This is a genomic window from Isoptericola variabilis 225, assembly GCF_000215105.1.
Lineage (GTDB): Bacteria > Actinomycetota > Actinomycetes > Actinomycetales > Cellulomonadaceae > Isoptericola > Isoptericola variabilis_A.
Genome location: NC_015588.1, coordinates 656,402 through 682,634, shown reverse-complemented (window position 1 = coordinate 682,634; position 26,233 = coordinate 656,402). Strand labels below are relative to the sequence as shown.

The 26,233-nt window shown below is 74.5% G+C and carries 22 protein-coding genes, 3 tRNA genes and 1 riboswitch; of the genes, 6 read left to right on the top strand and 19 right to left on the bottom strand.

Features of this window, described 5'->3' with window-relative positions; genetic code table 11:
• Nucleotides 1-25 precede the first annotated feature (25 nt).
• Nucleotides 26-1,057 (top strand): L,D-transpeptidase family protein, encoded by a 1,032-nt coding sequence (locus ISOVA_RS03165; RefSeq protein ID WP_013837811.1) that lies wholly within the window; start codon nucleotides 26-28, stop codon nucleotides 1,055-1,057.
• Between the two features lie 21 nt (nucleotides 1,058-1,078).
• Here ISOVA_RS03165 and ISOVA_RS03160 read toward each other — a convergent pair whose 3' ends face one another.
• A complete protein-coding gene (locus ISOVA_RS03160; protein ID WP_013837810.1) occupies nucleotides 1,079-2,308 on the bottom strand; it encodes a UDP-N-acetylmuramate dehydrogenase in 1,230 nt (409 codons plus the stop codon).
• Nucleotides 2,305-3,603 (bottom strand): MFS transporter, encoded by a 1,299-nt coding sequence (locus ISOVA_RS03155; protein WP_013837809.1) that lies wholly within the window; start codon nucleotides 3,601-3,603, stop codon nucleotides 2,305-2,307. Before ISOVA_RS03155 ends, ISOVA_RS03160 begins: the two co-directional genes overlap by 4 nt.
• Before the next feature lie 101 nt (nucleotides 3,604-3,704).
• Between ISOVA_RS03155 and ISOVA_RS03150 the strand changes: the two genes are divergently transcribed.
• Nucleotides 3,705-4,802: a LacI family DNA-binding transcriptional regulator gene (locus ISOVA_RS03150; RefSeq protein WP_013837808.1), complete on the top strand. Its 1,098-nt coding sequence runs from the start codon at nucleotides 3,705-3,707 to the stop codon at nucleotides 4,800-4,802.
• Nucleotides 4,803-4,884: 82 nt separating this feature from the next.
• On the opposite strand, the gene ISOVA_RS03145 is transcribed toward ISOVA_RS03150, so the two are convergent.
• The 13 genes from ISOVA_RS03145 to ISOVA_RS03085 all read right to left on the bottom strand — a co-directional run bounded on the left by ISOVA_RS03145 (nucleotide 4,885) and on the right by ISOVA_RS03085 (nucleotide 18,366).
• The gene (locus ISOVA_RS03145; protein ID WP_013837807.1) at nucleotides 4,885-5,550 is read right to left on the bottom strand and encodes a GNAT family N-acetyltransferase; all 666 of its coding nucleotides are present in this window, start codon (nucleotides 5,548-5,550) and stop codon (nucleotides 4,885-4,887) included.
• Nucleotides 5,547-7,676 (bottom strand): penicillin acylase family protein, encoded by a 2,130-nt coding sequence (locus ISOVA_RS03140; RefSeq protein WP_013837806.1) that lies wholly within the window; start codon nucleotides 7,674-7,676, stop codon nucleotides 5,547-5,549. The genes ISOVA_RS03145 and ISOVA_RS03140 overlap by 4 nt, the downstream gene beginning before the upstream one ends.
• Nucleotides 7,673-10,159 (bottom strand): GNAT family N-acetyltransferase, encoded by a 2,487-nt coding sequence (locus ISOVA_RS03135; protein WP_013837805.1) that lies wholly within the window; start codon nucleotides 10,157-10,159, stop codon nucleotides 7,673-7,675. Before ISOVA_RS03135 ends, ISOVA_RS03140 begins: the two co-directional genes overlap by 4 nt.
• Complete coding sequence (locus tag ISOVA_RS03130; protein ID WP_013837804.1) at nucleotides 10,156-11,592, bottom strand: lysine N(6)-hydroxylase/L-ornithine N(5)-oxygenase family protein; 1,437 nt, start codon at nucleotides 11,590-11,592, stop codon at nucleotides 10,156-10,158. Before ISOVA_RS03130 ends, ISOVA_RS03135 begins: the two co-directional genes overlap by 4 nt.
• Complete coding sequence (locus tag ISOVA_RS03125; protein WP_013837803.1) at nucleotides 11,589-13,166, bottom strand: pyridoxal phosphate-dependent decarboxylase family protein; 1,578 nt, start codon at nucleotides 13,164-13,166, stop codon at nucleotides 11,589-11,591. Before ISOVA_RS03125 ends, ISOVA_RS03130 begins: the two co-directional genes overlap by 4 nt.
• A gap of 214 nt (nucleotides 13,167-13,380) precedes the next feature.
• Nucleotides 13,381-15,108, bottom strand: coding sequence for a phosphomethylpyrimidine synthase ThiC (gene thiC, locus ISOVA_RS03120; RefSeq protein ID WP_013837802.1), 1,728 nt, complete (start codon nucleotides 15,106-15,108; stop codon nucleotides 13,381-13,383).
• Nucleotides 15,103-15,207: riboswitch (TPP riboswitch) on the bottom strand. (Overlaps the previous gene by 6 nt.)
• A 59-nt stretch (nucleotides 15,208-15,266) precedes the next feature.
• Nucleotides 15,267-16,685 carry a Tat pathway signal sequence domain protein gene (locus ISOVA_RS03115; RefSeq protein ID WP_041294759.1) on the bottom strand — a complete coding sequence of 473 codons (1,419 nt, stop codon included), beginning with the start codon at nucleotides 16,683-16,685 and terminating at the stop codon, nucleotides 15,267-15,269.
• A gap of 104 nt (nucleotides 16,686-16,789) precedes the next feature.
• Nucleotides 16,790-17,215 (bottom strand): MaoC family dehydratase, encoded by a 426-nt coding sequence (locus tag ISOVA_RS03110; RefSeq protein WP_013837800.1) that lies wholly within the window; start codon nucleotides 17,213-17,215, stop codon nucleotides 16,790-16,792.
• Nucleotides 17,215-17,682 (bottom strand): FAS1-like dehydratase domain-containing protein, encoded by a 468-nt coding sequence (locus ISOVA_RS03105; protein WP_013837799.1) that lies wholly within the window; start codon nucleotides 17,680-17,682, stop codon nucleotides 17,215-17,217. Before ISOVA_RS03105 ends, ISOVA_RS03110 begins: the two co-directional genes overlap by 1 nt.
• A gap of 26 nt (nucleotides 17,683-17,708) precedes the next feature.
• On the bottom strand, nucleotides 17,709-17,879 hold the full coding sequence (gene rpmG, locus ISOVA_RS03100; RefSeq protein WP_013837798.1) for a 50S ribosomal protein L33: 171 nt from the start codon (nucleotides 17,877-17,879) through the stop codon (nucleotides 17,709-17,711).
• Nucleotides 17,880-17,964: 85 nt separating this feature from the next.
• A tRNA-Met gene (locus tag ISOVA_RS03095) sits at nucleotides 17,965-18,041 on the bottom strand.
• A gap of 63 nt (nucleotides 18,042-18,104) precedes the next feature.
• A tRNA-Thr gene (locus ISOVA_RS03090) sits at nucleotides 18,105-18,177 on the bottom strand.
• 107 nt (nucleotides 18,178-18,284) lie between these two features.
• Nucleotides 18,285-18,366 (bottom strand) — tRNA-Tyr (locus ISOVA_RS03085).
• Nucleotides 18,367-18,488: 122 nt separating this feature from the next.
• Between ISOVA_RS03085 and rarD the strand changes: the two genes are divergently transcribed.
• From rarD to ISOVA_RS03070, 3 genes are read left to right on the top strand one after another with little or no spacing between them, the layout of a single operon-like run.
• Nucleotides 18,489-19,433, top strand: coding sequence for an EamA family transporter RarD (rarD, locus tag ISOVA_RS03080; RefSeq protein WP_013837797.1), 945 nt, complete (start codon nucleotides 18,489-18,491; stop codon nucleotides 19,431-19,433).
• A 25-nt stretch (nucleotides 19,434-19,458) separates the two neighbouring features.
• A complete protein-coding gene (locus ISOVA_RS03075; protein WP_013837796.1) occupies nucleotides 19,459-19,953 on the top strand; it encodes a YajQ family cyclic di-GMP-binding protein in 495 nt (164 codons plus the stop codon).
• 12 nt (nucleotides 19,954-19,965) lie between these two features.
• Entirely contained in the window at nucleotides 19,966-20,829 is an 864-nt protein-coding gene (locus ISOVA_RS03070; RefSeq protein ID WP_013837795.1) for an HAD family hydrolase, read from the top strand.
• 58 nt (nucleotides 20,830-20,887) lie between these two features.
• Here the strand turns inward: ISOVA_RS03070 and ISOVA_RS03065 are convergent, their stop codons facing one another.
• From ISOVA_RS03065 to ISOVA_RS03055, 3 genes are all read right to left on the bottom strand, one after another.
• Nucleotides 20,888-22,246: a rhamnogalacturonan lyase family protein gene (locus ISOVA_RS03065; protein WP_013837794.1), complete on the bottom strand. Its 1,359-nt coding sequence runs from the start codon at nucleotides 22,244-22,246 to the stop codon at nucleotides 20,888-20,890.
• 303 nt (nucleotides 22,247-22,549) lie between these two features.
• Nucleotides 22,550-23,446 (bottom strand): zinc metalloprotease HtpX, encoded by an 897-nt coding sequence (gene htpX / locus ISOVA_RS03060; RefSeq protein ID WP_013837793.1) that lies wholly within the window; start codon nucleotides 23,444-23,446, stop codon nucleotides 22,550-22,552.
• A gap of 124 nt (nucleotides 23,447-23,570) precedes the next feature.
• Nucleotides 23,571-24,977, bottom strand: coding sequence for an FAD-dependent oxidoreductase (locus ISOVA_RS03055; protein ID WP_041294758.1), 1,407 nt, complete (start codon nucleotides 24,975-24,977; stop codon nucleotides 23,571-23,573).
• Between the two features lie 228 nt (nucleotides 24,978-25,205).
• On the opposite strand from ISOVA_RS03055, the gene ISOVA_RS03050 reads away from it, so the two are divergent.
• Complete coding sequence (locus ISOVA_RS03050) at nucleotides 25,206-25,820, top strand: prepilin peptidase (RefSeq protein WP_013837791.1); 615 nt, start codon at nucleotides 25,206-25,208, stop codon at nucleotides 25,818-25,820.
• An 86-nt stretch (nucleotides 25,821-25,906) separates the two neighbouring features.
• Here ISOVA_RS03050 and ISOVA_RS03045 read toward each other — a convergent pair whose 3' ends face one another.
• A complete protein-coding gene (locus tag ISOVA_RS03045; RefSeq protein WP_013837790.1) occupies nucleotides 25,907-26,203 on the bottom strand; it encodes a WXG100 family type VII secretion target in 297 nt (98 codons plus the stop codon).
• Nucleotides 26,204-26,233: the final 30 nt, after the last annotated feature.

Here is a 26,233-nt window from a genome sequence, read left to right as displayed (position 1 = left end):
TCACGGACACGGGGGAACGAGAACGATGACGACCGAACGGACGACCGCCCGGCGACGCCGGCCCGCCGCGGCAGCGGCCACGGCCCTGGCGCTGTTCCTGCTGCCCGGCTGCGCGATGCTCGACGACGGCGCGGAGCCCGAGCCCGGGTCCGCGCCCGCGGCCGAGGCGCCCACCACCGCGGCGCCGTCCGCGACGCCGAGCGGCGAGACGTCCGCCGAGCCCGACGCGTCGTCGGCACCGTCCGCCGCCCCGTCCACGACGCCGTCGAGCACGCCGTCCGCCGAGGCCGACGCGCCCGACCCGGGGGCCGGACCCTCGGCGAGCCCGTCCGCCGAGGGCGACGACGCGCCCGGCGAGGGAGCCGGGAACGGTCAGACCAACGGGAACGGCAACGCGAACGGCAACGCGAACGGCAACGGCAAGGGCAACGGGAAGGACGCGCAGGAGGAGAAGCCCGAGCACCTCGAGCGCGGGGCGACGGGCGAACGTGTCGCCGCGCTGCAGCAGCGCCTGCAGGACCTCGGCTACTTCCTGCCCGAGGTCGACGGGTCGTTCGGGCCCGCGACGCAGCAGGCCGTCTGGGCGCTGCAGAAGGCGGCCGGCCTGCACCGCGACGGCGTGGTCGGGCCCAAGACGCAGGCGGCGCTCGACCAGGGCGTGCGCCCGTCGCCGGTCTCGTCGTCGGGCAAGGTCGTGGAGATCGACCTCGACCGCCAGCTGCTCCTCGCGGTCGAGGACGGCCGGGTCGTGCGCACGATCAACGCCTCGTCGGGCAACGGCGAGACGTTCGAGGCGCTGGGGCGCACCTACCGGGCGACCACGCCGCGCGGCACCTTCGCGGTGTACATGGAGCGCGACTACCTGCACGAGTCGACCCTCGAGCTCGGCGCGATGTACCGGCCGAAGTACTTCACGGGCGGCATCGCCGTGCACGGGTCGCCGTCGATCCCGCCCTACCCCGCGTCGCACGGGTGCGTGCGCGTCTCCAACTCGGCCATGAACTGGCTCTGGGACTCGTGGGGCATGCCGAAGGGCACGACCGTCGTCGTGCACTGACCCCCGTCCGCGCGCGATCGCTCAGAGCGCGAGGCCGACGAGCACGGGCTCGGGCTCGAGCTCGATGCCGAACGTGTCGAGCACGCCGTCGCGCACGGTGCGCGCGAGCGCGACGAGGTCCTGCGCCGTCGCTCCCCCGCGGTTGGTCAGCGCGAGGGTGTGCTTGGTCGACAGGCGTGCCGGGCTGTGCTCGCCCGCGACGCCGAAGCCCTTGGTGAAGCCGGCCCGCTCGATGAGCCACGCCGCGCTCGTCTTCACGAGCGACGCGTCGACCGCGCCGAGGCTCGGGCCCGTCGTGGTGACCGGCGTCGCCGAGCGCACCGGGTAGCGCGGGGCGTCCTCGGGCAGCTCGTCGGCGAGGTCGGCCGGCAGCACCGGGTTGGTGAAGAACGAGCCTGCGCTCCACCGGTCGTGGTCCGGCGTGGGCGCGCCGCCGACGCCGTCGAGCAGCATGCCCTTGCCCGCGCGCAGCTCCAGGACGGCCTGCCGGACGTCGGCCGCCGGCGCCCGCTCGCCGACCTGCACGCCGAGGCGCCGGGCGAGCTCGGCGTACCCGACGGGGGCCGACAGCGAGCCCAGGCGCATCATGAGGTGCACCTCGAGCACGACGTAGCGCGGCGTCGGGTACCAGGGGCCGCCCTGCTCGGAGGAGCGCATCGAGCGCTTGAGCACCGACGTGCGGTACCCGAACCCGAGCGCGCTCAGCGGCAGCGTCCGGCGCTGCCCGGTCGCGCGGTCCCACGTGCGCACCGAGGCGACGACACCCGAGACCTCCTGCCCGTACGCGCCGATGTTCTGCACCGGGGCCGCCCCGACCGTGCCCGGGATCCCGGACAGCGCCTCGACGCCGACCCACTCGTTGGCCACGGCCTCGGCGACGAACGTGTCCCAGTCCTGCCCGGCCGGCAGCCGCAGGCTCGCCCCGCCGCACGCGCCGTCGGTGCCGCACGAGTCCTCGAGGTCCGCGTCGACGCCCTGGCGCACGTCGCGCACGACGACGCCGTCGAACCCCTCGTCCGCGACGAGCAGGTTCGACCCCCCGCCGACGACGAGCAGCGGCACGCCGGCGTCGTCCGCCGCGCGGACCGCGTCGATGAGCTCGGCCTCCGACTCCGCCTCGACGTACTCGCCCACGGGGCCGCCCACGCGCAGCGTGGTCAGCTCGGCGAGGCTCGGGCGGGAGGCGACGTCGCGCGCGGGCGCGAGGTCGGCGGGCGCCGGCGCCGGGGTGCTCTGGGTAGGAAGGCTCACGCGTCCAGCGTAGACGGCGCGTCCTGGCGTGCCTGCGGCAGCGGCCGCGCCGCACCCGCGACGAGGAGGCCGATCGCCACGGGCACGGCGATGACGAGCAGCGCGAGGCGGTAGCCCGTGTGCTCGGCGAGGAAGCCGATGAGCGCGGGCCCGACGAAGAACGCCGAGTAGCCGATCGTCGAGACGACGGACACGCGCAGCGCGGCCCGGCGCGGGTCGTCCGCGGCCGCCGACATGCCCATCGGGAAGCCGAGCGCGGCGCCCGCGCCCCAGACCACGACGCCGAGCAGCGCGACCCACAGCACGGGCACGAGCGCGAAGACCGCGACGCCGACGAGCGCCGCAAGCCCGCTGAGGCGCAGCACCGGCACGCGGCCCAGCCGGTCGATGAGCGACGTGCCCACGAGGCGCGCCCCCGTCATCGAGGCGAGGAACACGGCGAGGCCGAGCGCGCCGACGCTCTCGGTGGTCCCGAAGCCGTCGACGACCGCGAGGCTCACCCAGTCGTTCGCCGCGCCCTCGGTGAGGGCGGCCGCGAGCACGACGAGCCCGACGAGCAGCGTTCGCGGCTCGCGCCACGTGCCAAGGGTCTCGCGCAGCGAGTGGCCGCACGACGGCTCGACGGCGGTCGCGGGGTCGGCCGCGGGGTCGACCGCGTGCGCGTCGGCGGACGCGTGCGCCGCGCCGTCGGCGCCCTCGGTGGGCAGGAACGCGCGTACGCAGAACGCGACGACGACGACGTCGACGACCATGACGGTGATGAGGTGCCAGGTCAGCGGCACCTGCACGTGCGCGACGAGGCTGCCGACGCCCGCTCCCGCGACGGTGCCGAGCGAGAACCCGGCGTGGAAGCGCGGCATGATCGAGCGTCCGAGGTGCTGCTCGACGACCGCGCCCTCGAGGTTCATCGCCGCGTCCCAGACCCCCACGCCGGCGCCGCCGACGAACAGCCCGACGCGCACCCACAGCGGCGCCTCGGCCTCGACGCCGAAGCACGCGATCGTGTACCCGACGGCGCACACGGCGGCGAAGACGAGCACGGTCCGGGCGGCGCCGAGCCGCGCCGAGATCATGCCCGACAGCGGCAGGGCGACCATCGACCCGATCGCGCCCGTGAGCAGCAGCAGACCCATCTGGGCGTGCGAGAAGTCGAGCCCGTCGCGCACCGACGGGATGCGCGACGCCCAGCTGGCGAAGCCGAAGCCGTTGAGCGCGAAGACGAGGAGGACGGCCCAGGAGGCGGCGCGCACGGCGCGCGCCGACGGTCCCGTGGACGCGGGCGAAGGGGTGCTCACCCCCTGACGTTCGCCCCTCGCGCCGTGGTAGTCAAATCGTTTCGGGCGCGACGGGCACGACGGCGGTAGGCTGGCCCACCGACCGGACGGAAGGGAGCCCCATGGGCCGCACCCACCCCAGCCGCCCCACGCTCGCCAAGGTCGCCGAGGTCGCGGGCGTGTCGGTGTCGACGGCGTCGCTCGCGTTCTCGGGCGCCGGTCCGATCACCCCGGAGACCCGCGACAAGGTGCTCGCCGCCGCGGCCGAGCTCGGCTACACGGGACCCAACCCGCTCGGGCGTCAGCTGCGGTCGGGACGCTCGGGCATCGTGGGCGTCGTCATCGGCGACCAGCTCGGGCGCTCGTTCCGCGACCCGGTGTCGGTCCAGGTGCTCGACGGGCTCGTGCAGGTGCTCGGCGAGGAGGGCCTCGGCGTCCTGCTCATCCCCGGCGTGTGCGCGAGCGGCCCGGACGCCGCCACGGGGCTCGTCGCGGTCGACCCCCTGGTCGACGGTGCCGCCATGGACGTCGCCGTGCTCGTGTGGGGTGTGCTCGAGGAGGACCCCACGCTCGACGCGCTGCAGCGGCGCGGCGTGCCCGTCGTCGTCGGCGAGGGCCGACCGGTCGAGGGCGCCCCGCTCGTCGCGCTCGAGGACCGCGCCGGGACCGCCGAGGTGGTGCGCCACCTCGTCGAGCTGGGGCACACGCGCATCGCCGAGATCACGCTGCCGTTCGGGCGCGGCGAGCGGTCCGGCCCGGTCGACGCCGCGCGCCTGGCCCAGGTGGACCGCACGCCGACGCGCCACCGGCTGGCCGGGGTGCGCGACGTCGTCGAGCCGGTCCTGTCGTGGGAGACGCCCGCGTCGCTCGTCGAGCACGGGCGCGACGCGGCGGCCGAGATCCTCGGCGCGTGGGTGCCCGCCGACGAGCGACCCACCGCGATCATCGCCCACTCGGACCTGCTCGCGGCCGGCGCCGTCATCGCCGCGCGCGAGCTCGGGCTGCGCGTGCCCGACGACGTCTCGATCGCCGGGTTCGACGGCCTCGACCTGCCGTGGCTCTCGCCCGACGTCCTCACGAGCGTGCACCAGCCGCTGCGCGAGAAGGGCGCCGCGCTCGGGCGCGCCGTCATCGACCTCCTCGCCGGCAAGGAGCCGACGACCGTGACGCTCGGCGTCGGCCTCCGGCCCGGGACCACGACCGGCCCCGCGCCGCGGTAGCGCGACGCCGCGGCGCCGAGCGCTATGTCGCGGCGCCGAGCGCTATGTCGCGGCGCCGAGCGCTATGTCGCGACGCCGAGCGCTACGTCGCGGCGCCGAGCGCCGCCTCGCGCGTGAGGAAGGCGAGCAGCGCGGTCTTGGGACCCTGCGGCGACTCGAACGAGACCTGGCCGGCGGGCTCGAACCCGAGCGCCACCATCCGGGAGATCGCGGCACCGTTGCGCGCGTCGGGCTCGACGACGATCCGTCGCACGCCGGGCTCGGCGAACACGAAGCGGAGCACCGCCGGCCCGAGCACGTCCCAGGTCGTCGTGCCGTCCGGGCGGTCCGCCGGGCCGTCGCCGCCCCTGAAGAAGTGCAGCCCGAGGTCGCCGGGCCGCACGTCGTACGCGGTCGCGACGGGGTCGTCCTCGGGGTGGTACAGCTGGAGCAGCACGACGGGGTCGCCGTCCCACCGCAGCAGGTACGCGTGGTGCGTCGGCAGCGAGTCGACGAACTCGTAGGTCTCGCGCAGCTCGTCGCGCGTGAGGCCGCCGAGCCCCCAGAAGCCGGCGTGCGGGCGCGTGACCCACGCGTGGAGCACGTCCAGGTCGGCGACCGGGTCGAGCACGTGCGCCGTGACGGTGCCGGCCGCGCCGACGTCGAGGCGCCACACCTCCTCGCCGCGCGCCCCGGTGCGCAGCCGCCGCCCGGTCGTCGCGGGCTCCGTCGTCGGTGCGGTCGTCGCGGTCGTCGCGGGCTCGGTCATGCGGGTCCCTCCACGGGCTCGGGGCGCAACCGCGCCCAGTCGGTCTCGATCGGTGCCGTCCCGGCCGCCGCCCACGTCGGGTGCTGGTCGGCGAAGCGGGGCGAGCGCGGGTCGCCGCTCGCGCCGAACGGCACGCCCCACCGGCTGCGCCGGCGGTCGGACAGGTCCCACACCCAGCGCGCGACGGACCCGCGCGCGGCGAGGTGGGTGACGCCGGGCACCGAGCCGGTGCACCGCACCGTGTCGCCCGCCCCGGACAGCGGGGCGCGCAGCTGCTCGGGCACGCCCGGGACGTCGTCGTGCGCGACGCCGGTCGCGTCGGCGAGGGCGTGCAGCGGCGCGACGGCGTGCAGCTCGCCCCAGGAGAGCTCGGCGCCCTCGGCGACGACCTCGGTCAGCGCGGCGGCCGCCTCGGCCCGGCCGTCGAGCACCGGGCCGTCCGCGACGAGCCGGCCGGCACCGAGCAGCCGCGCCAGCCCCTCGCCCACGCGTGCGGTCACGTCGAGCCACGGCGCGAAGACGGCCGGCAGGCCGTGCGGAGCGTGCAGCGGCGCGAGCGCCGGGTGCGCCGCCACGCGCCGCACGAGCGCGTGCCGCCAACGGGCGAACAGGCCGGCGTCGGTCGAGCCGGCGTGCATCGGCGCTCCCGCCGCCGCCCAGGCGCGCAGCCGCTCGGCCGCGCCCGCGACCGGCGGTGCCGCCGCGCCGGGCACGACGCCGTCGAGCCACCCGACCAGCGCCGCGGCCCCCGCGTCCTGCACGTCGCCGTGCACGCGCCCCTGGCTCTCGGGCGTCTCCCCTCCGGCCGGCGGCGCCGCGAGCAGCGCACGGATCCGGTCCGCGCGGTGCGGCGCGTACGCGTACCCGAGCGCGATCTCCGCGCGTGCCGGGCGTTCGTTGGCGTCGACGGCCACGTCGGTCACGCGGACGGGAGGCGGCAGCGAGCGCCAGCGCGGCGGCGCCGCCTCGGCGGGCAGCGGCACGACCCGCTCCCCCGCCTCGCGCTCGGGCACCCGCCCGGCCGTGAGGCTCAGGACCTCGCCCGACGAGTCGGCGGTGAGCACGCGGTTGACCGGGTCGACCCAGGCGGCGAAGGCGGCCGCGACGTCGTGCGCGGTGCGTGCCCGCTGGAGCCGCCGCCACGCGGCGACGCCCGCGTCCGCGGTGACGCGCACGGGCCAGCACAGGGCGTGCTCGTCGGTCACCAGCGGTCCGCGCGCGGTCTCCCCCCACGTCACGTCGACGGGAGCGGCGCCGCGCACGGGCACGCGCTCGGTCCCGGTCGCGGCCGCGGCCACCGACGCCGCGTCCTCGCGGACCAGCTCGACGTGGTGCGCCATGGCGTTGGTGATGCCCCACGCGACGGACCCTCCCCCGCCGGGCCCGCCGTCGTCGGGTACCTGCGCGTGCCCGAAGTGCAGCACCCCCGGCACGCCCGGGAACGCGAGGCCGAGCACGTCGTACTCGTCGCACGCGAGGCGCACCTGCTGGTAGACGCCGGGCAGCTCGAGGAAGCGGTGCGGGTCTCCCGCGAGCAGGGGCCGTCCGGACGCCGTGCGGGAGCCCGCGAGCGCCCACGCGTTCGAGCCCGACGCCGGTCCGCCGTCGGCGGCGAACAGCGCCGCGACGGACGGGTCGGGGCTCAGGGTCCGCGCGACGTGCTCGCGCCAGAGCAGGTGCGGGAAGCCGCTGAACAGCACGTGGTTGACGAGGAAGACGCCGATCGGCGCCCAGTCGGGCCAGGGCTCGTGGGGCGGCAGCGGCGCGCCGGCGCAGGCGCGCTCGAGCGCCCGCAGCTCGGGCACGTCGCGCCCGCCGGCGTCGAGCCCGGCGCTGACGCCCGCCGCGAACGCGGCGACCCAGTCCCGCTCGGGCCCCTCGAGCGCGTCCCACACCCGTCGCGCGGTGTCGGCGAGCCGCACGCGCACGGCGAACCGGTCCCACTCGAGCCCGCCGGACCCGAACCGGGCGGCGAGCCGGCCCTCGGCACGCCACCGGTCGACCTCGACCTGCCAGCCGCGGTCGCGCGCGGTGACGTACCCCTGGCCGAACGCGAGGTCGAGCTCGCCCTGCGCCCGCACGTGCGGCACGCCGAGCCCGTCGCGGAAGACCTCGAACGGCCTCATCGCGCCACCGGGTTGGCCAGGGTCCCCGCGTAGATGAGCGACGACGACTGGTCGGCCAGGTCGACCATCTGCAGCGTGTTGCGCAGCTGGAGCCGGTTGAGGCACGAGTGCGCGAACCGGGCCGCCCGCAGGTCGACCCGCCCGTGCAGGTCGGGGTGCTCGGACCGGTGCCGGTCGATCGTCGCGGCCACGAGCGCCCAGAACCGGTCCTCGCCGAGCACGCCGTCGACCGCGAGGATGCCCGCGAGGTGCCGCAGCACGCCGTCGAACACGTCGGTGAAGATCGCGAGCGCCTTCTCCGCGTCGTCGACGACCGCGCGGACCCGCTCGACGCCGTCGGGCAGCGCACGCTCCCCCAGCACCGCGACCTCCTCGCCGACGTCCTTCATGAACACCCTGCGTACCACGCCGTCGCGCAGCACGAGCACGAGGTTCTCGCCGTGCGGCATGAACGCGAGGTCGTGGGCGAGCAGGCAGTGCACGAGCGGGTGGAGGTAGGCGTCGAGGTACGCGCGGACCCAGTCCTCGGCCCCGACGCCCGACGCACGCACGAGGGCGGTCACGAGCGCGGCGCCCGACGCGTCGCGGTGCAGCAGGCTCGCCATGGTCGCGAGCCGCTCGCCGGGCGCGGTGCGCGGCAGCGGGGACTCGCGCCACAGCGCCGCGAGCATCTTGCGGTGCGGGCTCGCCGTGGGCGTGCGGTGGTAGACGTCGCCCGTGTAGCCGATCGACGCGACCTCGCGCAGGACGCCGAACCCGGCCTCGCGCAGCGTGGCGTCGCCGTCGACGAGCCCGGCGACCCAGTCGTTGATCGCGGGCGTCGCGCGCATGTACGCGGGCGACAGGCCCCGCAGGAAGCCCATGTTCTGGATGGCGAGCGCGACCTTGACGTAGTGCCGGTGCGGGCGCGTGCGGTTGAACATCGTGCGGATCGACTGCTGCGGCTGGTACTCGTCGGCGCCCGGCCCCAGCGGGACCAGGTCCCCGCGCGCGACGTCGGCGGCGAACGTGACCGGCACGCGGTGCTGCCACTGCCACGGGTGGACGGGCAGGTAGAGGTAGTCGGCCGGGTCGAGCCCGCGCGCGGCCAGCCGGTCGGCGAACGCGGCCCGCTCCGCGCCGCTCAGCTCGGCGCCGTAGAGGCCCGCCTCGCTCTGGTCGGCGCCCAGAGCGAGGTGCGTGTGCTCGCGCCGCGCGGCGAGCCACAGCAGCCGCAGCCGTCCGCCGCGCTCGGGCGCGTAGGCCCGGTAGTCGTCGAGCGAGAACCCGATGCGCCCGTTGTTCGCGAGGAAGCCCGGGTGGCCCTCGGTCATCGCGGCCTCGACGGTCTGGAACGCGTCGGCCCGACGGCGGTCGTCGCGCCGGGCGTCGTGCTCGCCCTCGGCGCGGGTCGCGGACGGCGCGAGCGCACGGACGAGCGCCGCGACGTCGGGCGCCTCGCCGGCGAGCTCCCGCTCGCGCTTGGCCGCGGCGGCGGCGAGCGTCGAGGACAGCTCCTCGAGGTAGACGGGCAGGAGGTCGTCCGGCACGCGCAGCAGCGGCTGCAGCTCGGCGACGAGCTCGAGCACGTCGACGGGCAGCTCGACCGCGCCGTCCGGCCGGGACGCGGTGCGCGTGATCGACGCCGGGTCCACGACCCAGTGCTCGAGCACGAACGTGCGCGCCGCGAACCGGTACGTGACGCCGTCGAGCGCGAGCACGAACCACCCCTCGGCGCTCGGATCCGGCTCGGGGCGGAACAGCCGCTCGTGCGCGAGCTCGGCGAGCGCCTTGGCCACGAGGTGCCGGTGCGCGTGCTCCGCGAGGTCGGGCCGCAGGTGCGAGGCGGGCTCGACGCCGTCGCCGAGCGGCGAGGCGGCGAAGTCGTCGCGCGTGCACACCGAGAGCGCCGCCCGCTTGGTGTGCCCGCCGTCGGTGAGCTCGACCTCGCGCAGCACGCGGAACCCGGCCGCCGCGTTCTTCGCCGCGATCGCCGCGTTGTCGACGTCGGGCTCGACGACGACGCGCGCCGCGCCCCGCCCGCCGTCGGACGCCGGGGCGAGGCAGAACCGCACGACGGCGGACATCACCGCGTCGGTCAGGCCCGGCACGCGCTCGCCCGCCTCGGGCGGCGGGGGCGCGACGAGCAGGTGCATGCCGAGGTCGCCCGGCAGCGCGTCGTGGACCCCGGCGAGCAGCACCCGCGACGGGTCGTACGTCTCGACGAGGAAGACCGGCTCCCCGTCGCGGCGGCCCAGCCACGCGTCCTGGTGCGGATCGGCCACGACGCCCTCGAGGTAGGCGCGCACCTGGTCGACGTCGAGCTCGGTCATGCGCCAGAACGCCGACGCCGGGTGCGCGAGCCACCCCTGCACGAGCGCGGCGTCACGCGCCGGCACGACCGGCTCGATCGTCAGCTCGCCGACGCGGGTCCGGGCCGTGAACGGCCGGACGGGGGCCGCCCCGGCGGCCGCCGGGAGGGTGGGCAGCGTCGTCGTGGTCATCGGACCGCCTCCGTCGTCTCCTGGGCCGGGACCTCGTCCTCGCGCGCGGCGGGCGCATCCGCGGCGTCGTCCGGCAGGCCGAACGTCTGGAACGCGATGCGGCGCTCGACCGGGTACGGCTCGCGGCCGGTGATCTTGGCGAGCACCACGGAGTTGCGCCAGGGCCCGAACCCCAGGTCCGGGGCGGTCACGCCGTGCGTGTGCTCCTCGCCGTTGAGCGTGTGGATCCGTCCTGCGACGTCGACCGAGTAGTCCCGCGTGACGTCGAGGCGGCCGCGCGCGTCGAGGCGCAGCCGGTCGCGCACCGGGTCGAGGAAGTCGGGCACGCCCGCGCCGTACCCCGTCGCGGCGACGACCGCGCGCGTGCGGTGCTCGACCTCGCGGCCGAGCTGCGCGTGCCGCAGCGTCAGCACGTGCTCCCCCGTGGCGCCGTCGTACCGCGCGGCGACGACCTCGGTCTCGGTGAGCAGCGTCGTCGGGACGTGCCGGCCGAGCGCGGACTTGCGGTAGAGGGTGTCGTAGATGTCGTCGACGAGGTCGCCGCTGATGCCCTTGTACAGGGTGCGCTGCTCGCGCCCGAGCGCGTCCCGCAGGTCCGGCGGCAGCGCGTGGTGGTGGTCGGTGTACTCGGGCGAGGTCATCTCGAGCGTGAGCTTCGTGTACTCCATGGGGAAGAACCGCGGCGAGCGGGTCACCCAGTCGAGCCGGTACCCGGGCCGGCCCGCGGTGCCGTGGACCTCCTCGAGCAGGTCCCGGTACACCTCGGCCGCCGACTGCCCCGACCCGACCACGGTGACCGCGCCCGCGGCCTGGAGGGCGTCGCGGTGCGGCAGGTACTCGGCCGAGTGGACGACCGGCCCGGCGCCCGCCTCGCCCGAGCGCCACGCCGCGGCGAGGTCGGCCAGCGGCGCGGGCATCCGGGGCGTCGTCCCGACGCCGAGCACCACGTGGCGCGCGCGGTACGTCTCGCGCTCGCCGTCGTGCGGCCCGCCCGTGCGCACCGCGGTCACCACGTGCTCGTCGGTGGCGGGGTCGTGCTCGACGGCGACCACGCGCCGGCCCCAGCGCAGCGCCGGCAGCCGGTCCGCCACCCACCGGCAGTACTGGTCGTACTCCGAGCGCAGCGGGTAGAAGGACTCGCGCACGTAGAACGGGTAGAGCCGGCCCGTGGCCTTGAGGAACGCGAGGAACGAGTACGGCGACGTCGGATCCGCCATGGTCACGAGGTCGGCGAGGAACGGCACCTGGATCGTGGCGCCCTCGAGCATCATCCCGGGGTGCCAGCTGAACCCCGGGCGCTGGTCGAGGAAGACGGCGTCGACGTCGGGCAGCGGGTCGGCGAGCGCCGCGAGCCCGAGGTTGAACGGGCCGATGCCGACGCCCACGACGTCGTACGTCCGGTGCCCTGCGCCGGCCGGGGTCGTGCGGGTCATCGGGCGCCCTCCGCGGTCCGGGCGGGCGCCGCGGCGGGCACGAGGCGGTCGAGCCGCGGGTGCACGTCCCGGCACGGCGGCGCGACGTCGGCCGCGAGCGCCTGACCCGCGAGCAGGCCGTGCGCCGCGTCGCGGACGAGGTCGAGCACCGCGCGCACGTCGTCGAGCGTCGCGTCCGGGTTGAGCAGCGTGAGCTTGAGGCAGGGGCGGCCGTCGAGCACGGTCTTGGCCACGAGCGCGCGGCCGGAGTCGAACAGGACGCGGCGCACCTGCGGCACGAGCGCGTCGGCCTGCTCGGGCGTCACGCCGTCGGGCTCGTAACGGAACAGGACCGTCGACAGGTCCGTGCGCGCGACGAGCCGGAGCTCGCGGTCGCCCTCCAGGTCGGCGTGGACGGCCGCGGCGAGGTCGCACACGGCGTCGACCATGCGCCCGACGCCGTCCGCGCCCACGGCCCGCAGCGTGGCCCACAGCTTGAGCGCGTCGAAGCGCCGCGTGGTCTGCAGCGACCGGTCGACCTGGTTGATCTCCGCGTCCGCGGCCGGGTTGAGGTAGTCGGCGTGCCACGCGGTGCGCGCGAGGTCGGCAGGGTCGCGCACGATCAGCGCGCTCGACGAGACCGGCTGGAAGAACGTCTTGTGGAAGTCGACCGTGACGCTGCAGGCGCGCTCGATCCCGTCGAGCAGGTGGCGGCGCGTCGGCGAGACGAGCAGCCCGCCGCCGTACGCGGCGTCGACGTGCAGCCACGCGTCGGCGGCGTCGCACGCGTCGGCCACCGGGGCCAGCGGGTCGACGCAGCCGCGGTCGGTCGTGCCGGCCGTCGCGACGACGGCCATGACGACGTCGCCCGCGCGCGCGGTCGTGACGAGCGCGTCGGCGAGCGCGTCCGGGTCCATGCGCCCGTCGGCGTCGGTCGCCACCTCGACGACCGCCTCGTCGTCGAGCCCGAGCAGGAGCGCGGACTTCGCGACGGAGAAGTGGCTCGCCCCGGTCGCCAGCACGCGCAGGCGGGCGAGCCGCTCCCGCCGCTCGGCTCCGCGCAGGCGGGTGCCGTCGGGCGCGGTGAGCGCCCGCTCACGTGCGCAGTACAGCGCCTGGAGGTTGGACTGCGTGCCGCCGGAGGTGAACACGCCCTCGCCGTCGCCGAACCCGATGCGGGCGGCGGTCCACGCGACGAGCCGGCGCTCCATGAGCGTCGCGACGGTCGACTGGTCGTAGGTGTCGACCGAGGTGTTGACCGCCGCGAGCATCGCCTCCGCGCCGACCGCCGAGACCGCGACCGGGCAGTTGAGGTGGGCCGCGTAGGCGGGGTGGTGGAACCACACGGCGTGCGACGCGTACAGGTCCGCGACCTCGCGCAGCGCCGGGCCGTCGCCCACGCCGGGGGCGTCGAGGTCGACGGCGTCGACCAGCGCCGCGAGCTCCGCGCGGCTCGCGCCGCAGAACGGCTGGCTCGCGGCGGCGACGCGCGCCGCGACGTCGTCGACGACGTCGTGCAGCGTGGCGGCGTAGTGCGCGGAGCTCGGGCCGCGCAGCAGCGCGCCGGTGACCGTCGTCGGCAACGGAGTGGGCATCCAGGTCTCCTCGGAGGATCGGTGTAGGAAGTAAGGTGAGGCGCGCCTAAGTTAGGCGCGCCTAAGCGAGAGGACCATACTGGATCCACGATGTGAGAAGCCCGGACGTCGCCGGTGAACTCCCCCGGAAAGCCCCGGAGAGAGGAAACCCGCCGAGGGAGGCGGTGCGCGCTCCTCCCTCGGCGGGCCTTCTTCTCTCTCGACGGGTCGGGCTCTACCTCGCCGTGGGGGTAGGGAGGTAGACCTGGCCGCCGGCGGCGCGGAACTCGGCCGCCTTGGCCGCCATCCCGGCGATCGCCTCCTGCTGCTCGGCGCCGCCGAACTCCTCGCGGATGTCCTGCGAGATGCGCATCGAGCAGAACTTCGGCCCGCACATCGAGCAGAAGTGCGCGGTCTTGGCGGCCTCGGCCGGGAGCGTCTCGTCGTGGTACTCCTCCGCGCGCTCGGGGTCGAGCGAGAGCGCGAACTGGTCGCGCCAGCGGAACTCGAACCGCGCCTTGGACAGCGCGTCGTCCCGGTCGCGCGCGCCCGGGTGGCCCTTCGCGACGTCGGCCGCGTGCGCGGCGATCTTGTACGTCACGACGCCGGTGCGCACGTCGTCGCGGTTCGGCAGGCCCAGGTGCTCCTTGGGCGTGACGTAGCACAGCATCGCCGTGCCGTACCGGGCGATCTCGGTCGCGCCGATCGCGGAGGTGATGTGGTCGTAGCCGGGGGCGATGTCGGTCACGAGCGGCCCGAGCGTGTAGAACGGGGCGCCGTCGCACAGCTCCTGCTGGCGCTCGACGTTCTCGCGCACGAGGTGCAGCGGCACGTGGCCCGGGCCCTCGACCATGACCTGCACGTCGTGCTCCCACGCCCGCTTCGTCAGCTCGGCCAGCGTGTCGAGCTCGGCGAACTGCGCGGCGTCGTTCGCGTCGGCGAGCGAGCCGGGCCGCAGGCCGTCGCCGAGCGAGAACGCGACGTCGTACCGCGCGAAGATCTCGCACAGCTCGTCGAAGTGCGTGTAGAGGAAGTTCTCCTCGTGGTGAGCGAGGCACCAGCCGGCCATGATCGAGCCGCCGCGCGAGACGATGCCGGTCACGCGGTTCGCCGTGAGCGGCACGTACCGCAGGAGCACGCCCGCGTGGACGGTCATGTAGTCGACGCCCTGCTCGCACTGCTCGATGACCGTGTCGCGGTAGACCTCCCAGCTCAGCCGGGACGCGTCGCCGTCGACCTTCTCGAGTGCCTGGTAGACCGGCACCGTGCCGATCGGCACGGGCGAGTTGCGCAGGATCCACTCGCGCGTGGTGTGGATGTCGTCGCCCGTCGACAGGTCCATGACCGTGTCGGCGCCCCAGCGGGTGGCCCACTGGAGCTTCTCCACCTCCTCGGCGATCGACGAGTGCACGGCCGAGTTGCCGATGTTGGCGTTGACCTTCACGGTGAACGCCCGCCCGATGATCATGGGCTCGGACTCGGGGTGGTTGACGTTGGCGGGAATGATCGCCCGCCCGGCCGCGACCTCGCTGCGGACGAGCTCGACGTCGACGCCCTCGCGCAGCGCGACGAACCGCATCTCGGGCGTGACCTCGCCGCGGCGGGCGTAGTGCATCTGGGTGACGGTGCGCCCGGGGACGGCGCGCCGCGGCGGCCGGCGCTCGCCGCGCCACTCCGCCGACGCCGCGCCCCGACGCCGGGCGCCCCGCCCGTCGTCGGCGAGGTCGTGCGGGCGACCCTCGTAGACCTCGGTGTCCCCGCGCGCCTCGATCCATGCGGACCGCTGCGGCGGGAGCCCGCGCGTCGGGTCGCCGCCCAGACCCTCGGTCCGGTAGACGCGCACGGGCGGGTTGGGGGTGCCGTCGGGCGACGGCGCCAGGCTGATCTCGGTGACCGGGACGCAGATCCCGGACTCGTCGTCTCGCTCGAAGGCGAGCGCTCGCGACTGCGCAAGATGCGACATGCTGCTCCAACTTCCTACGCCGGCATGACCCGGTCAGGTTCGACGGTCCGGGCCGCGTCAGCCCGATCTCAGCCCCTGCGAGGGCTCCCGTGGGATCGCGCACAACGTAGCAGGTCGCGGCGCCGCGTGGACGGAGCCGTCCACGCGGCGCCGGGGTGTCAGCGCAGGCCACCGACCTGGAGCGGGTTCACCCCCTCGGCCGCCATGACGTACCACGACGTCGCGCCGACGTGCTGGACCTGGAAGTAGCCGAAGCCGAAGCCGGTGTCGAGGAGGCTCGACGCCGCGACGACGCCGGAGGCGGGCGGCAGGGGCGCGCCCCCGATCGTCTGGCCCGCCCCGACCTCGTCCTGGGCCACCGCGACCTGGTCGAGCAGCGCCGCGGCGCGACCGGCGTCCGGTCCGCGGCCCCGGTCGGCGAGCGCGGCGGCGAGCTGGGCCGTGCCCTCGAGCCACACCCCGTCCGGGTGCACCGGCAGGCCGTTGTACGACGCCGACGACGTCAGGCTCGCGCTCGAGAACATCACGCCCTCCACCGTGGTGCCGGCGGGCAGCTGCGAGGTGCCCTGACCCGCCACGTCGCGCGCGGCGAGCGCCGAGGCCGCCCAGTCGAGCGCCCGGGCGTACCGCGCGTCGCGCATCGCGAGCCAGCCCCAGGTCTGCGGGTCGAGCGGCAGCGGGTCGCGGTTGATCTCCTCGCCGTCGTTCGTACCCGTGTAGAGGTAGCCGCCGCGCGGCTCCCACATGCGGTCGACGAAGGCCCGCGCGTGCTCGGCGGCGCGGGCCCAGCGCCGCTCGCCCGTCGCCGCGCGCAGGTGGCGGAAGAACGCCACGCAGTCGACGTTGTGCTCGGTCGAGCCGTTCGGGATCGGCGCGTTCGCGCCGTCGACGCCGAACGAGAACCCGCCGAGCGGGCGCTCCGACCAGGTGGTGGCGACGATCCACTCGCCGATCCGCACCGCCCCGTCGAGGTAGCGGACGTCGCCTGTCGCGGCGTGGGCGTGCAGCAGCGCGAGCCCCGGCCACGCCATGTCGCCGACCGCCGTGCCGAGGAACCCGAACTGCCACCCGATGTTCGCGGTGCCGTCGGGCAGGGCGAGCCCGTGCGGCTGCGGCGAGCCGTCGTAGAAGGTGTACGGGCCGACGTTGTACGCCTGGCGCAGGCGCCCGTCGTCGTGCACCGGGTCGTTCTCCTGCGCGAACAGCAGCCCGTCGGCGATGACGCGCGCGCGGTCCACGCGTCCGCCCGCGAGCGACGCGCACACCGCGAGCGCGCTGTCGTAGACGAACGCCGTCGAGAACAGGCCGAGCTGGTCGGCGTACGACTGCGGCAGGCGCGCGCCGGGGTTGACGTCGGGGTAGGCGTCGGTCGCGGCGTCGAGGAACGCCTGGGCGCGCGCGAGCGAGTCGGCGCGCGACGACGGCCCGGCCGGGGCGGTGCGTAGCGGCGCGGCGGTGCTCGCCCCGGCGGCCGGCGCGAGGGCGGCCCCGGCGAGCGCGGCGACCCCCGCCGCTCCGGCGGCGAGGACCGTGCGGCGGGCCAGGGGCGTGCGTGCGGTGGTGAGGTCCACGGGCATCTCCTTCGATGCGTGATCGGGCTCCTCGGTGGGAGCGCTACCACGCACACCTTAGGGCGCGGGTCCGTGGAGCGGAAGAGAGAGAAGGAGGACGCGCGCCGTCGTCAGAGGCGGACGACGGCCTGCGCTCGTCCGAGGACCTTGACGCCCCCGTGCGTCGCGGCCAGGTCGACGCGCACCGTGCCGGCGTCGGCGTCGATCGCGCCGACGGTCGCGGTGACCTCGACGACGGCGGTGCCGCGGGCGGGCACCGGCACGGGCCGGGTGAAGCGCGTCTGGTACTCGACGACCGCGCCGGGATCGCCGGCCCAGTCGACCACCACGTTCACGACGGCGCCCATGGTCAGCATCCCGTGGGCGATGACGCCGGGCAGGCCGACCTCCGTCGCGAACGACTCGTCCCAGTGGATGGGGTTGAGGTCGCCGCTCGCACCGGCGTAGCGCACGAGCGCGGCGCGGTCGAACTCGATCGTCCGGGTGCCGACCACGTCGCCGACCGCGAGCTCGCCGAGGACGGGGCGGGTGCTCATCAGGAGTCCTCCCCGCGGATGACGAGGCTCGACGTCACCGTGGCGACGTGCTCGCCGGGCGTGGCGTCGTCGGACGAGGCCGCCGCGTAGATCTCGCAGCGGGTCGTGACCATCCCGATCGACCCACGGTGCGTCACGGAGTCGACGTGCAGCACCGTGACGAGCTCGTCGCCGGCGACGATCGGACGGTGGTGCACGAACTTCTCGTCGGCGTGGACGACGCGCGAGAAGTCGACGTCGGCCTCAGGGTCGGTCACGTACTGCGCCTCGGCGCGCTGCGCGATCACGACGGCGAACGTCGGCGGTGCGACGAGGTCCGGATAGCCCGCACCCCGCGCCGCCACGAGGTCGTGGTGCGCGGGGTGCGTGGCGCCGACGGCGGTGGCGAACTCGCGGACCTTCTCGCGCCCCACGCTGTAGGGGGCGGTGACCGGGTACTCCCGGCCCGCGAAGTCAGGGTTCGCCATCTGGTCGGTGAAGAGTCGTCAGACCGTCAGCGGGTCTCGCGGTGCGAGGTGTGCTTGCCGCAGCGCGGGCAGAACTTCGCCAGCTCGAGGCGGTCCGGGTCGTTGCGACGGTTCTTCTTCGTGATGTAGTTCCGCTCCTTGCAGTCCACGCAGGCGAGCGTGATCTTCGGGCGGACGTCCGCGCTCTTGGAAGCCATGGTGTGTCACCTCTCGCGCCCCCGGAAGGCGCAACGTGCGTCAAGGAACAGGTCGGTCCGACGCCGGCCGTCGGACCGTGATGGTTGGTAGCGAGGGCGGGGCTCGAACCCGCGACCTCACGATTATGAGTCGTGCGCTCTGACCAGCTGAGCTACCCCGCCGCGCGTGACACAACGCAGGACCGCCCGCCCGTATTCCGGAGGGCGGTCCCGCGATGTTCACAGAGCCCCGAAAGGGAATCGAACCCTTGACCTTCTCCTTACCATGGAGATGCTCTGCCGACTGAGCTATCGGGGCAGCGGGGAAGACTTTACACGGCTTCCGGCGCCACGTGAAATCCGTGCGGACGTCCGCTGGATCACACCGTCGGGCCGGTCACCGGGAGTCCTCCCCGTCCGACGCTGTGGCAGGTGAGGGATTCGAACCCCCGAAGCATGACGCGGCTGATTTACAGTCAGCTCCCTTTGGCCGCTCGGGCAACCTGCCGTGCGGGCCGCGGACGGCCTCGCGGAACAGAACAATAACGTCCCGAGGGGCCCGGCGAGAAATCCGTCCGCGGTGGCGCCGGTCACCACCCGGCCGGGACCGTCGGAGGGCGGTCGTACTGTGTGCTCGTGACCAACCCGTCCGCCCCGGACCGCTGGGGCCTGCCGCTGGGTGTCGGCGCCTTCGTGCTGTGGGGCGGCATGCCCCTCTTCTTTCCGCTGCTCGAGCCGGCGGGCTCGCTCGAGATCATCGCGCACCGCATCGTGTGGTCGCTCGTGTTCTGCGTCCTGCTCCTGGCCGTCACGCGCGGCTTCGGCGGCCTGGTCGCCGTCCTGCGGACGCCGCGCACGCTCGGCGTGCTCGCCGTCGCGTCCGCGCTCATCGTGACGAACTGGACCGTCTACGTCTACGGCGTGCTCACCGGGCACGTGCTCGACGCCGCGCTCGGCTACTTCATCAACCCGCTGCTCACCGTGCTGCTCGGCGTCGTCGTGCTCCGCGAGCGGCTGCGTCCCGCGCAGTGGGTCGCGGTCGGCTTCGGCGCCCTCGCGGTCGTGGTCATCTCGACGGGCGTGGGCGGGCTGCCCTGGATCGCGCTCGCGCTCGCAGGGTCGTTCGGCACCTACTCGCTGCTCAAGAACCGGGTCGGCCGCACGGTCGGCGCGCTGCCCGGCCTCGCGGTCGAGACGGCTGTCGCGACGCCCGTCGCGCTCGTGTACCTCGGGTGGCTCGTGGCCACGGGGGCCAGCACGTTCGGCGTGCACGGGACCGGGCACGCGCTCCTGCTCGCCGCGACCGGCATCATCACCGGCCTGCCGCTGCTGCTCTTCTCCGGCGCGGCCCGGCGACTGCCGCTCAGCGTCGTCGGGATGCTCCAGTACCTCGGGCCCGCGCTGCAGTTCCTCTTCGGGCTGCTCGTCTTCCACGAGCACATGCCGCCCACCCGCTGGGTCGGCTTCGGCCTCGTCTGGGTGGCACTCGTCATCCTCACGGTGGACGGCACGCGGGCCGCCCGCGCGGCCCGGCTGTCCACGGTCGAAGCCACTACGGTGGTCCCCAGGACCTGACCGACAGCACCAGAAGGAGCATCCCGTGGCCGACTCGTCGTTCGACATCGTGAGCAAGGTCGACCGCCAGGAGGTCGACAACGCGCTCAACCAGGCCGCCAAGGAGATCTCGCAGCGCTACGACTTCAAGGGCGTCGGCGCGTCGATCTCGTGGAGCGGCGACAGCATCCTCATGGTCGCCAACTCCGCCGAGCGCGTGAAGGCCGTCCTCGACGTCTTCCAGAGCAAGCTCATCAAGCGCGGCGTCTCGCTCAAGGCGATCGACACGGGCGACGGCGAGCCGCAGGCGTCGGGCAAGGAGTACCGCCTCGCCGCCACCCTCAAGGAGGGGCTGAGCGGCGAGAACGCCAAGAAGATCACCAAGCTGATCCGCGACGAGGGCCCCAAGGGCGTCAAGACGCAGATCACCGGCGACGAGGTGCGCGTGACGAGCAAGTCGCGCGACGACCTCCAGGCCGTCATCTCGATGCTCAAGTCCGCCGACCTCGACGTCGCGCTGCAGTTCACCAACTACCGCTAGGCCCGGGCGCCGATGCCCGTCGCGCTCCCCCGGCTGGTCGCGACCGACCTCGACGGCACGCTCCTCCGATCGGACGGCACGGTCTCGGACCGCACACGCCGGGTGCTCGCGGCGGTCGAGGAGGCGGGTGTCGAGGTCGTCTTCGTCACCGCGCGCCCGCCGCGCTGGCTGGACGCGCTCGCGCACGTCGTCGGTCGGCACGGACGGGTCATCTGCCTGGGCGGCGCGGCCGTGTGGGACCTCGCCGGCTGCAGCGCGCTCGAGGTGACGGGGTTCGACGCCGCGACGGCGCTCGAGCTGGTCGCCGACCTCCGCAGCGCCGTCCCGGGCGTCGCGCTCGCCGTCGAGCGCACCGACGGCCCGGCGTTCGACCCCTGGTTCCCGAAGGACGAGCCCCACCTTCCCGCGGCGCTGCGCGCCGTGCCCGTCGAGGAGGTGCTCGACGGCGGCGCCCCGGTCGGCAAGCTGCTCGCGCTGCGCCCAGGGTCGGGCCTCTCGACGCGACCCGGCGACGTCGTGCGGGGCGCGACGGCCGACGCCGTGCAGGACGAGTTCTTCGCGCGCGTGCGTGGCACCGTCGGCGAACGGGCGCACCTGGCGTTCTCCGGTGCGGCGGGCCTGGCCGAGCTGCTCGCGCCGGGCGTCACCAAGGACGCCGCGCTCGCGCGCTGGTGCGCGCGGCTCGGCGTCGACCGGGCGGACGTCTGGGCGTTCGGCGACATGCCGAACGACCTGCCGATGCTGCGCTGGGCCGGACGCGGCATCGCCGTCGCCAACGCCCATCCGGACGTGCTCGCGTGCGCCGACGCGATCGTCGGCTCGCACGACGAGGACGGCGTCGCCGCGGCTCTCGAGGAGGCGCTGTCGAGCCGCTGAACGGAGGCCGTGCCGCGCGGCAGGGCGGTCGGCCCGCCCTGCCGCGCAGCACCCGGAACTACGACGCGGCCGGTCCGACCGGCCGGACCGTGAGCGTCACCGGCTCGCTGACGGACTCCGCGACGCCGTCGGCCCCTGCGGTCTCGGGCCGCACGCCGGCGAACTCTGCCGTGAACTCGTGGGTCCCGGCCGTGAGCGGCCCCACGACCGACCTCGCGACGCCCTCCTCGTCGAGCGCGACCGGGTCACCGACGGCGACGCCGTCCAGCACGAGCTGGACGGTCGCACCCGCCACCGGCAGCGGCGCGCCGGCGGGCACGGTGACCGGCACCCGCTGTGCGGCCACCACGTCAGTGCGGGGCACGGACACGGTCGTCTCGGACGGCTCGTACCTCGGGACGGCGATGTCGGTCCGCATCGACGGGAGCGGAGCCTCGTCGCCGAGGTAGAAGCTCGCGAAGCCCACCTGGTCGTAGCCGTTGTTCTTGTTCGCCACGCCCAGGCGGTACATCGGGTCGTGCATCAGCGTGCGGATGCCGTACTGCGTCGGCGCGAGCGTCGTGACGATGCCCAGGCGGTTGCCGCCCGCGCGCAGGACGAGCTCTTCCCGCCAGTCGCCGAACAGGTCGGCCTTGAGGGTCGGCGTGCTCTTGTTGCCGGTCGACGTCATCCCCGTCGCCAGGTACGACGTGGCCGCGAAGGTCAGGTCGTCGATGCGGTTGACCGTCGCCCCGTTGACCCCCATGTGCGTGAGGCCTCCGCCGAACCAGATGGCGTTCTGACCCTGGGCGATGCCGCGCGAGGTGGCGGTGGTCGTCAGGACCTCTCCCGTGACCAGGCTCCGGACCTCGCGCGTCGACGCCGCCGAACCGGCCTGCGCGCCGGGCCAGCGGTTCGAGTAGTTGCCCGCGACGCTGCCCTCGTCGTCGCTCCCCTGGTAGACCCCGTAGAGGAGCGAGTTCTCGTGCACGACCTGACCGTCGGCGTCGAGCCGCTTGCCCTTCATCGGGTCGTGGGCCTCCGGGCCGGGGATCCAGCCGAGATGACGGCCGGTGCGCATGTCGTCCAGGAGATGCTCCTCGCTGCCCGACCACATCATGACCTTGCCGGTCTTGTCGACGGGGAGCAGGGCGGTGCGGTCGCCGTGCCGCAGCGGCGCCCAGACGTTCAGCGGGTTGTCCCGCACCTCGTCCGTGGCGAACTGGAAGCTCCCGGCGACCGGGGGCACGCCGCCGAAACCCTCGATCGTCGGCATGACGTCGCCGTTGAGCACCTTCGGCAGGATCTTCGTCTTGTCGGCGTCCAGTTTGAGGACCATCGCCTTGAGCACGACCTCGTCCCATCCGTCGCCGTCGAGGTCCGCCGACTTCGTGTCGTGGTTCCCGCAGTTCTGGTAGTCGTAGGCGGTCCCGCCCAACGACCAGAACTGCGGGTCGGCCGAGTCGAACGTGGCCTGGAACGCTCGACAGCACGAGCGCCACCCCGCCCAGGAGCCACGGCAGGCGCCAACGCTGCGCGTACGCGCGGCCGCCGGGCTCGGCGTCGGGCACGCGGACGAGGGCCGTCGCCCACCCCGCGGCGGCGACCGCGTTCGTCTGGTGGATCACGCCCGAGACCGCCTGGTGGTCCGTGCTCTTCTTCGCGGGCGTCGGGGGCCACCTCCTCGGGGCGTAGCCACCCCGGGGCCGTGGGCGCGAGCGGCGCCGGCCCCGGCACCGGCTCAGTACCGCGTGATGCCGCCGTAGCCGAACCCGGTGTCGCCCCCGGCCATGGCCTCGAGCCGGCGGATGCGGTCGGCCATGGGCGGGTGCGTCGCGAAGAGCTTCGCGATGCCGCCGCCGCGGAACGGGTTCGCGAGCATGAGGTGCGAGACGTTCTCGAGCTCGCGCGTCTGCGGCAGCGGCGCGGCCGCGGTGCCGGCCTCGATCTTGCGCAGGGCCGACGCCAGCGCGAGCGGGTCGCCGGTGAGCTTCGCGCCGTCCTCGTCCGCGTCGTACTCGCGCGTGCGCGAGATCGCCATCTGGATGAGCATCGCCGCGAACGGCGCGAGGATCGCGAGCGCGAGCGCCGCGAGCGGGTTGCCGCCCTCGCGCCGGTCTCCCCCGCCGAAGAACATGAGGAACTGCGCGAACGACGTGATGACGCCGGCGATCGCGGCGGCGACCGACGAGGTGAGGATGTCGCGGTTGTAGATGTGCATGAGCTCGTGGCCGAGCACGCCGCGGAGCTCGCGCTCGTCGAGGATCCGCAGGATCCCCTCGGTGCAGCACACCGCCGCGTTCTTCGGGTTGCGTCCGGTCGCGAACGCGTTGGGCGCCTGGGTCGGCGAGATGTAGAGGCGCGGCATCGGCTGGCGCGCCGCCGTCGACAGCTCGCGCACGATGCGGTGCATCTCGGGCGCCTCGAGCTCGGTGACCGGGTAGGCGTGCATCGCCCGGATGGCGATCTTGTCGGAGTTCCAGTAGCTGACGAACGTCATCACCAGGCCGACGCCCGTGAACAGCAGGAGCATCCCGCTGCTTCCGCGGAAGAAGAGCGCCCACAGACCGAGGAGGATGGCCCACAGGACGCCGAACAGCGCGGCCGTCTTGAGCCCGTTGAAGTGTCGATGACCCATGCTCGCCGGTGTCTCCTTCCATGTGCCCGGTCGGGCTGCCTGCCCGACAGGATCCCACGGTGGAACGCACGAGGCCCGACGACGGTTCCCACCGTCGTCGGGCCTCGCGGCCTCGGGCGTCAGGTCAGCCGCGGGCCTTGGCGATCGCGATCATCTCGTCGCGCGGGACGACCTTGATGCGCTCGCGGCCGTGCGGCTCGCCGAGCGCCTTCTCGTGGGCGTCGAGCACCTCGAAGTGCCTCCACTCGACGACGTCGACGCCGCGGTCGGAGAGGAACTCGAGCACGGCCTGCGGGTCGCCCTGGGGCGCGGTGCGGCCGCCGTCCAGGTCGCCCGTCGAGACGTCGCCGCCGTCGCCGACGCCCGTGACGTCCTCGACGAGGTGCCGGACCGTCTCCGACGCGTCGGACTTGGTGTGGCCGATGAGGCCCACCGGGCCGCGCTTGATCCAGCCCGTGGTGTAGACACCGGGCAGGTGCTCGCCGTCGAGGTCGACGACGCGGCCCTCGCGGTTCGAGATGACGCCCTTGTAGTCGTCGAACGGGATCTCGGGCAGCGGCGAACCGAAGTAGCCGACCGCGCGGTAGACCGCCTGGACGGACCACTCGTGGAACTCGCCGGTGCCCGTGACGGTCCCGTCGCCCTGGAGCGCGGTGCGCTCGGTGCGCAGGCCGGTGACCTTGCCGTCCTCGCCGAGGATGGCGTCCGGCTTGTGCAGGAAGTGCAGGTGGATGCGGCGCGAGGCCTTCTGCGTCGACGGGTCGACGAGCGTCCAGTCCGTGAGCGTCTTGACGACCTGCTTGGTCTGGTTCGACGACTCGATCGCGGCCATCGAGCCCTCGTCGAAGTCGAAGTCCTCGGGGTAGACGACGATGTCGACGTCGGGCACGTGGCCCAGCTCGCGCAGCTCGAGCGGCGAGAACTTCACCTGGGCCGGGCCGCGACGCGCGAAGACGTGGACGTCCGTCACGGGCGAGGCCTTGAGCCCGTCGTAGACGTTGGCCGGGATCTCGGTCGGCAGCAGGTCGTCCGCGTGCTTGGCGAGGATGCGCGCGACGTCGAGCGCGACGTTGCCCGCGCCCAGCACCGCGACCTCCTTGGCCTCGAGCGGCCAGGTGCGCGGGACGTCCGGGTGGCCGTCGTACCAGGAGACGAAGTCGGCCGCGCCGTACGAGCCGTCGAGGTCGATGCCCGGGATCGGCAGCTCGGCGTCCTTGATCGCGCCCGTCGAGAAGATGACGGCGTCGTAGAACTGGCGCAGGTCCTCGAGCTTGAGGTCGACGCCGTAGTCCACGTTCGCGAGCAGGCGCACGTCGCCCTTGCTCAGCACCTTGTGCAGCGCCAGGATGATCTGCTTGATGCGCGGGTGGTCCGGCGCGACGCCGTAGCGGACGAGGCCGAAGGGGGCGGGCAGACGCTCGAAGAGGTCGATGCTGACGTCGAGGTCCGTCTTGGACAGGATGTCCGCGGCGTAGATGCCAGCGGGACCTGCGCCGACGATCGCGACGCGCAGAGGTCGGGTGCTGCTCACTGCGAGGTACGCCTTCCGGATCGGGGCTTGCGTGGCGTTCGATTCTACGTTCACGGGTGAGGTCCACCTAACCTCCGCCCGGTCGAGCATGCAGGCTCGGCCCCTAGGTTCTCACATCCGTCTCGGGGCGTGAACAGGGCGTCTCACGTGGCGGTCATCTGGGCCGGCGTCTGGGGACAACCCTGTGGACAACCGCGCCGAGACGCTCTCCGGACCTAGCATTCCGGCGTGGCACCGCCCGAGACGCACACACGTCCTCCGCGCCCGACGTCGCTCGCCCGGCGCGGCGCGCTCGAACTCGCGCCGCACCGGCGCCGCGCGGCCGTCGCGGGCGTCGTCGCCGTCGCCTGGGCCGCCTGGGCGGGCGGTCTCGCCTGGTCGACGCCGGCGCTCGCCGTCGCCGCGGCGGGCGGCGCGGCGCTCGGGGTGGTCGACGCGCGCACCCACCGCCTGCCGGACGCGGTCCTGCTGCCGACGTCGGCGGCGACCGCGCTGCTGCTCGTCCTGGCCGCGCTCGTCGGGGGCGATCTCGGCGCGGCGGGTCGAGCGGCCGCCGGAGCCGCCGTGCTCGGCGGCGCCTACCTGCTGCTGCACCTGGCGCACCGCTCGGGGCTCGGGCTCGGGGACGTCAAGCTCGCCGTGCTCACCGGCGGCGTCGCCGGGTGGTACGGCTGGGGCGTGCTGGCGGGCGCGGCGGCGCTTCCGTTCCTCTTGGGCGGGACGGTCGCGCTCGTGCTCCTCGCGACCCGGCGCGCGTCGCGCAGCACCGCCCTCGCCTTCGGCCCGTACATGCTCGCGGGCACCGCGCTCGCCGTGTCGTGGGCCCGCCTGGCCGGCGCGTGACCCACCGAAGACGACGCGGCGGGGTGGTCCGAGTGCTCGGACCACCCCGCCGCGGAGCGGGCTCGCGCCCGCGGACGACGACGGCGTCAGCCGCCGATGCCCGAGGCGAGCTGCGAGTCGACGTCCTGCAGCGTCTGCGCTGCCTGCTCCAGGAACGAGGCCATCCCCTCGAGGCCCTCGATCGCCTGGGTCGCGCCCGACGTGAACTCCTCGTACGAGGCCTGGAACGCACCCGAGGCGGCGTCCGTCTGGAAGCCCGACGCCACGAGGTTGTTGACCTGCGTCTGCAGGTTGGTCAGCGTCTCGGTGATGGTCTGCTGACCGAGGCGCAGCTGGTTCGCCTGGCTCCGCAGCTCCTCGTACGTGACGTTCATGTTCGCCATGGGATCTCTCCTCCGTCTCGTCGGCCGGCC

Bases quoted from the DNA above. Each gene is read 5' to 3' on its own strand.
- ISOVA_RS03165 (WP_013837811.1), top strand. From the start codon at position 26: ATGACGACCGAACGGACGACCGCCCGGCGACGCCGGCCCGCCGCGGCA.
- ISOVA_RS03150 (WP_013837808.1), top strand. From the start codon at position 3,705: ATGGGCCGCACCCACCCCAGCCGCCCCACGCTCGCCAAGGTCGCCGAG.
- ISOVA_RS03145 (WP_013837807.1), bottom strand. From the start codon at position 5,550: ATGACCGAGCCCGCGACGACCGCGACGACCGCACCGACGACGGAGCCC.
- ISOVA_RS03140 (WP_013837806.1), bottom strand. From the start codon at position 7,676: ATGAGGCCGTTCGAGGTCTTCCGCGACGGGCTCGGCGTGCCGCACGTG.
- ISOVA_RS03135 (WP_013837805.1), bottom strand. From the start codon at position 10,159: ATGACCACGACGACGCTGCCCACCCTCCCGGCGGCCGCCGGGGCGGCC.
- ISOVA_RS03130 (WP_013837804.1), bottom strand. From the start codon at position 11,592: ATGACCCGCACGACCCCGGCCGGCGCAGGGCACCGGACGTACGACGTC.
- ISOVA_RS03125 (WP_013837803.1), bottom strand. From the start codon at position 13,166: ATGCCCACTCCGTTGCCGACGACGGTCACCGGCGCGCTGCTGCGCGGC.
- thiC (WP_013837802.1), bottom strand. From the start codon at position 15,108: ATGTCGCATCTTGCGCAGTCGCGAGCGCTCGCCTTCGAGCGAGACGAC.
- ISOVA_RS03115 (WP_041294759.1), bottom strand. From the start codon at position 16,685: ATGCCCGTGGACCTCACCACCGCACGCACGCCCCTGGCCCGCCGCACG.
- ISOVA_RS03110 (WP_013837800.1), bottom strand. From the start codon at position 17,215: ATGAGCACCCGCCCCGTCCTCGGCGAGCTCGCGGTCGGCGACGTGGTC.
- ISOVA_RS03105 (WP_013837799.1), bottom strand. From the start codon at position 17,682: ATGGCGAACCCTGACTTCGCGGGCCGGGAGTACCCGGTCACCGCCCCC.
- rpmG (WP_013837798.1), bottom strand. From the start codon at position 17,879: ATGGCTTCCAAGAGCGCGGACGTCCGCCCGAAGATCACGCTCGCCTGC.
- ISOVA_RS03070 (WP_013837795.1), top strand. From the start codon at position 19,966: ATGCCCGTCGCGCTCCCCCGGCTGGTCGCGACCGACCTCGACGGCACG.
- htpX (WP_013837793.1), bottom strand. From the start codon at position 23,446: ATGGGTCATCGACACTTCAACGGGCTCAAGACGGCCGCGCTGTTCGGC.
- ISOVA_RS03045 (WP_013837790.1), bottom strand. From the start codon at position 26,203: ATGGCGAACATGAACGTCACGTACGAGGAGCTGCGGAGCCAGGCGAAC.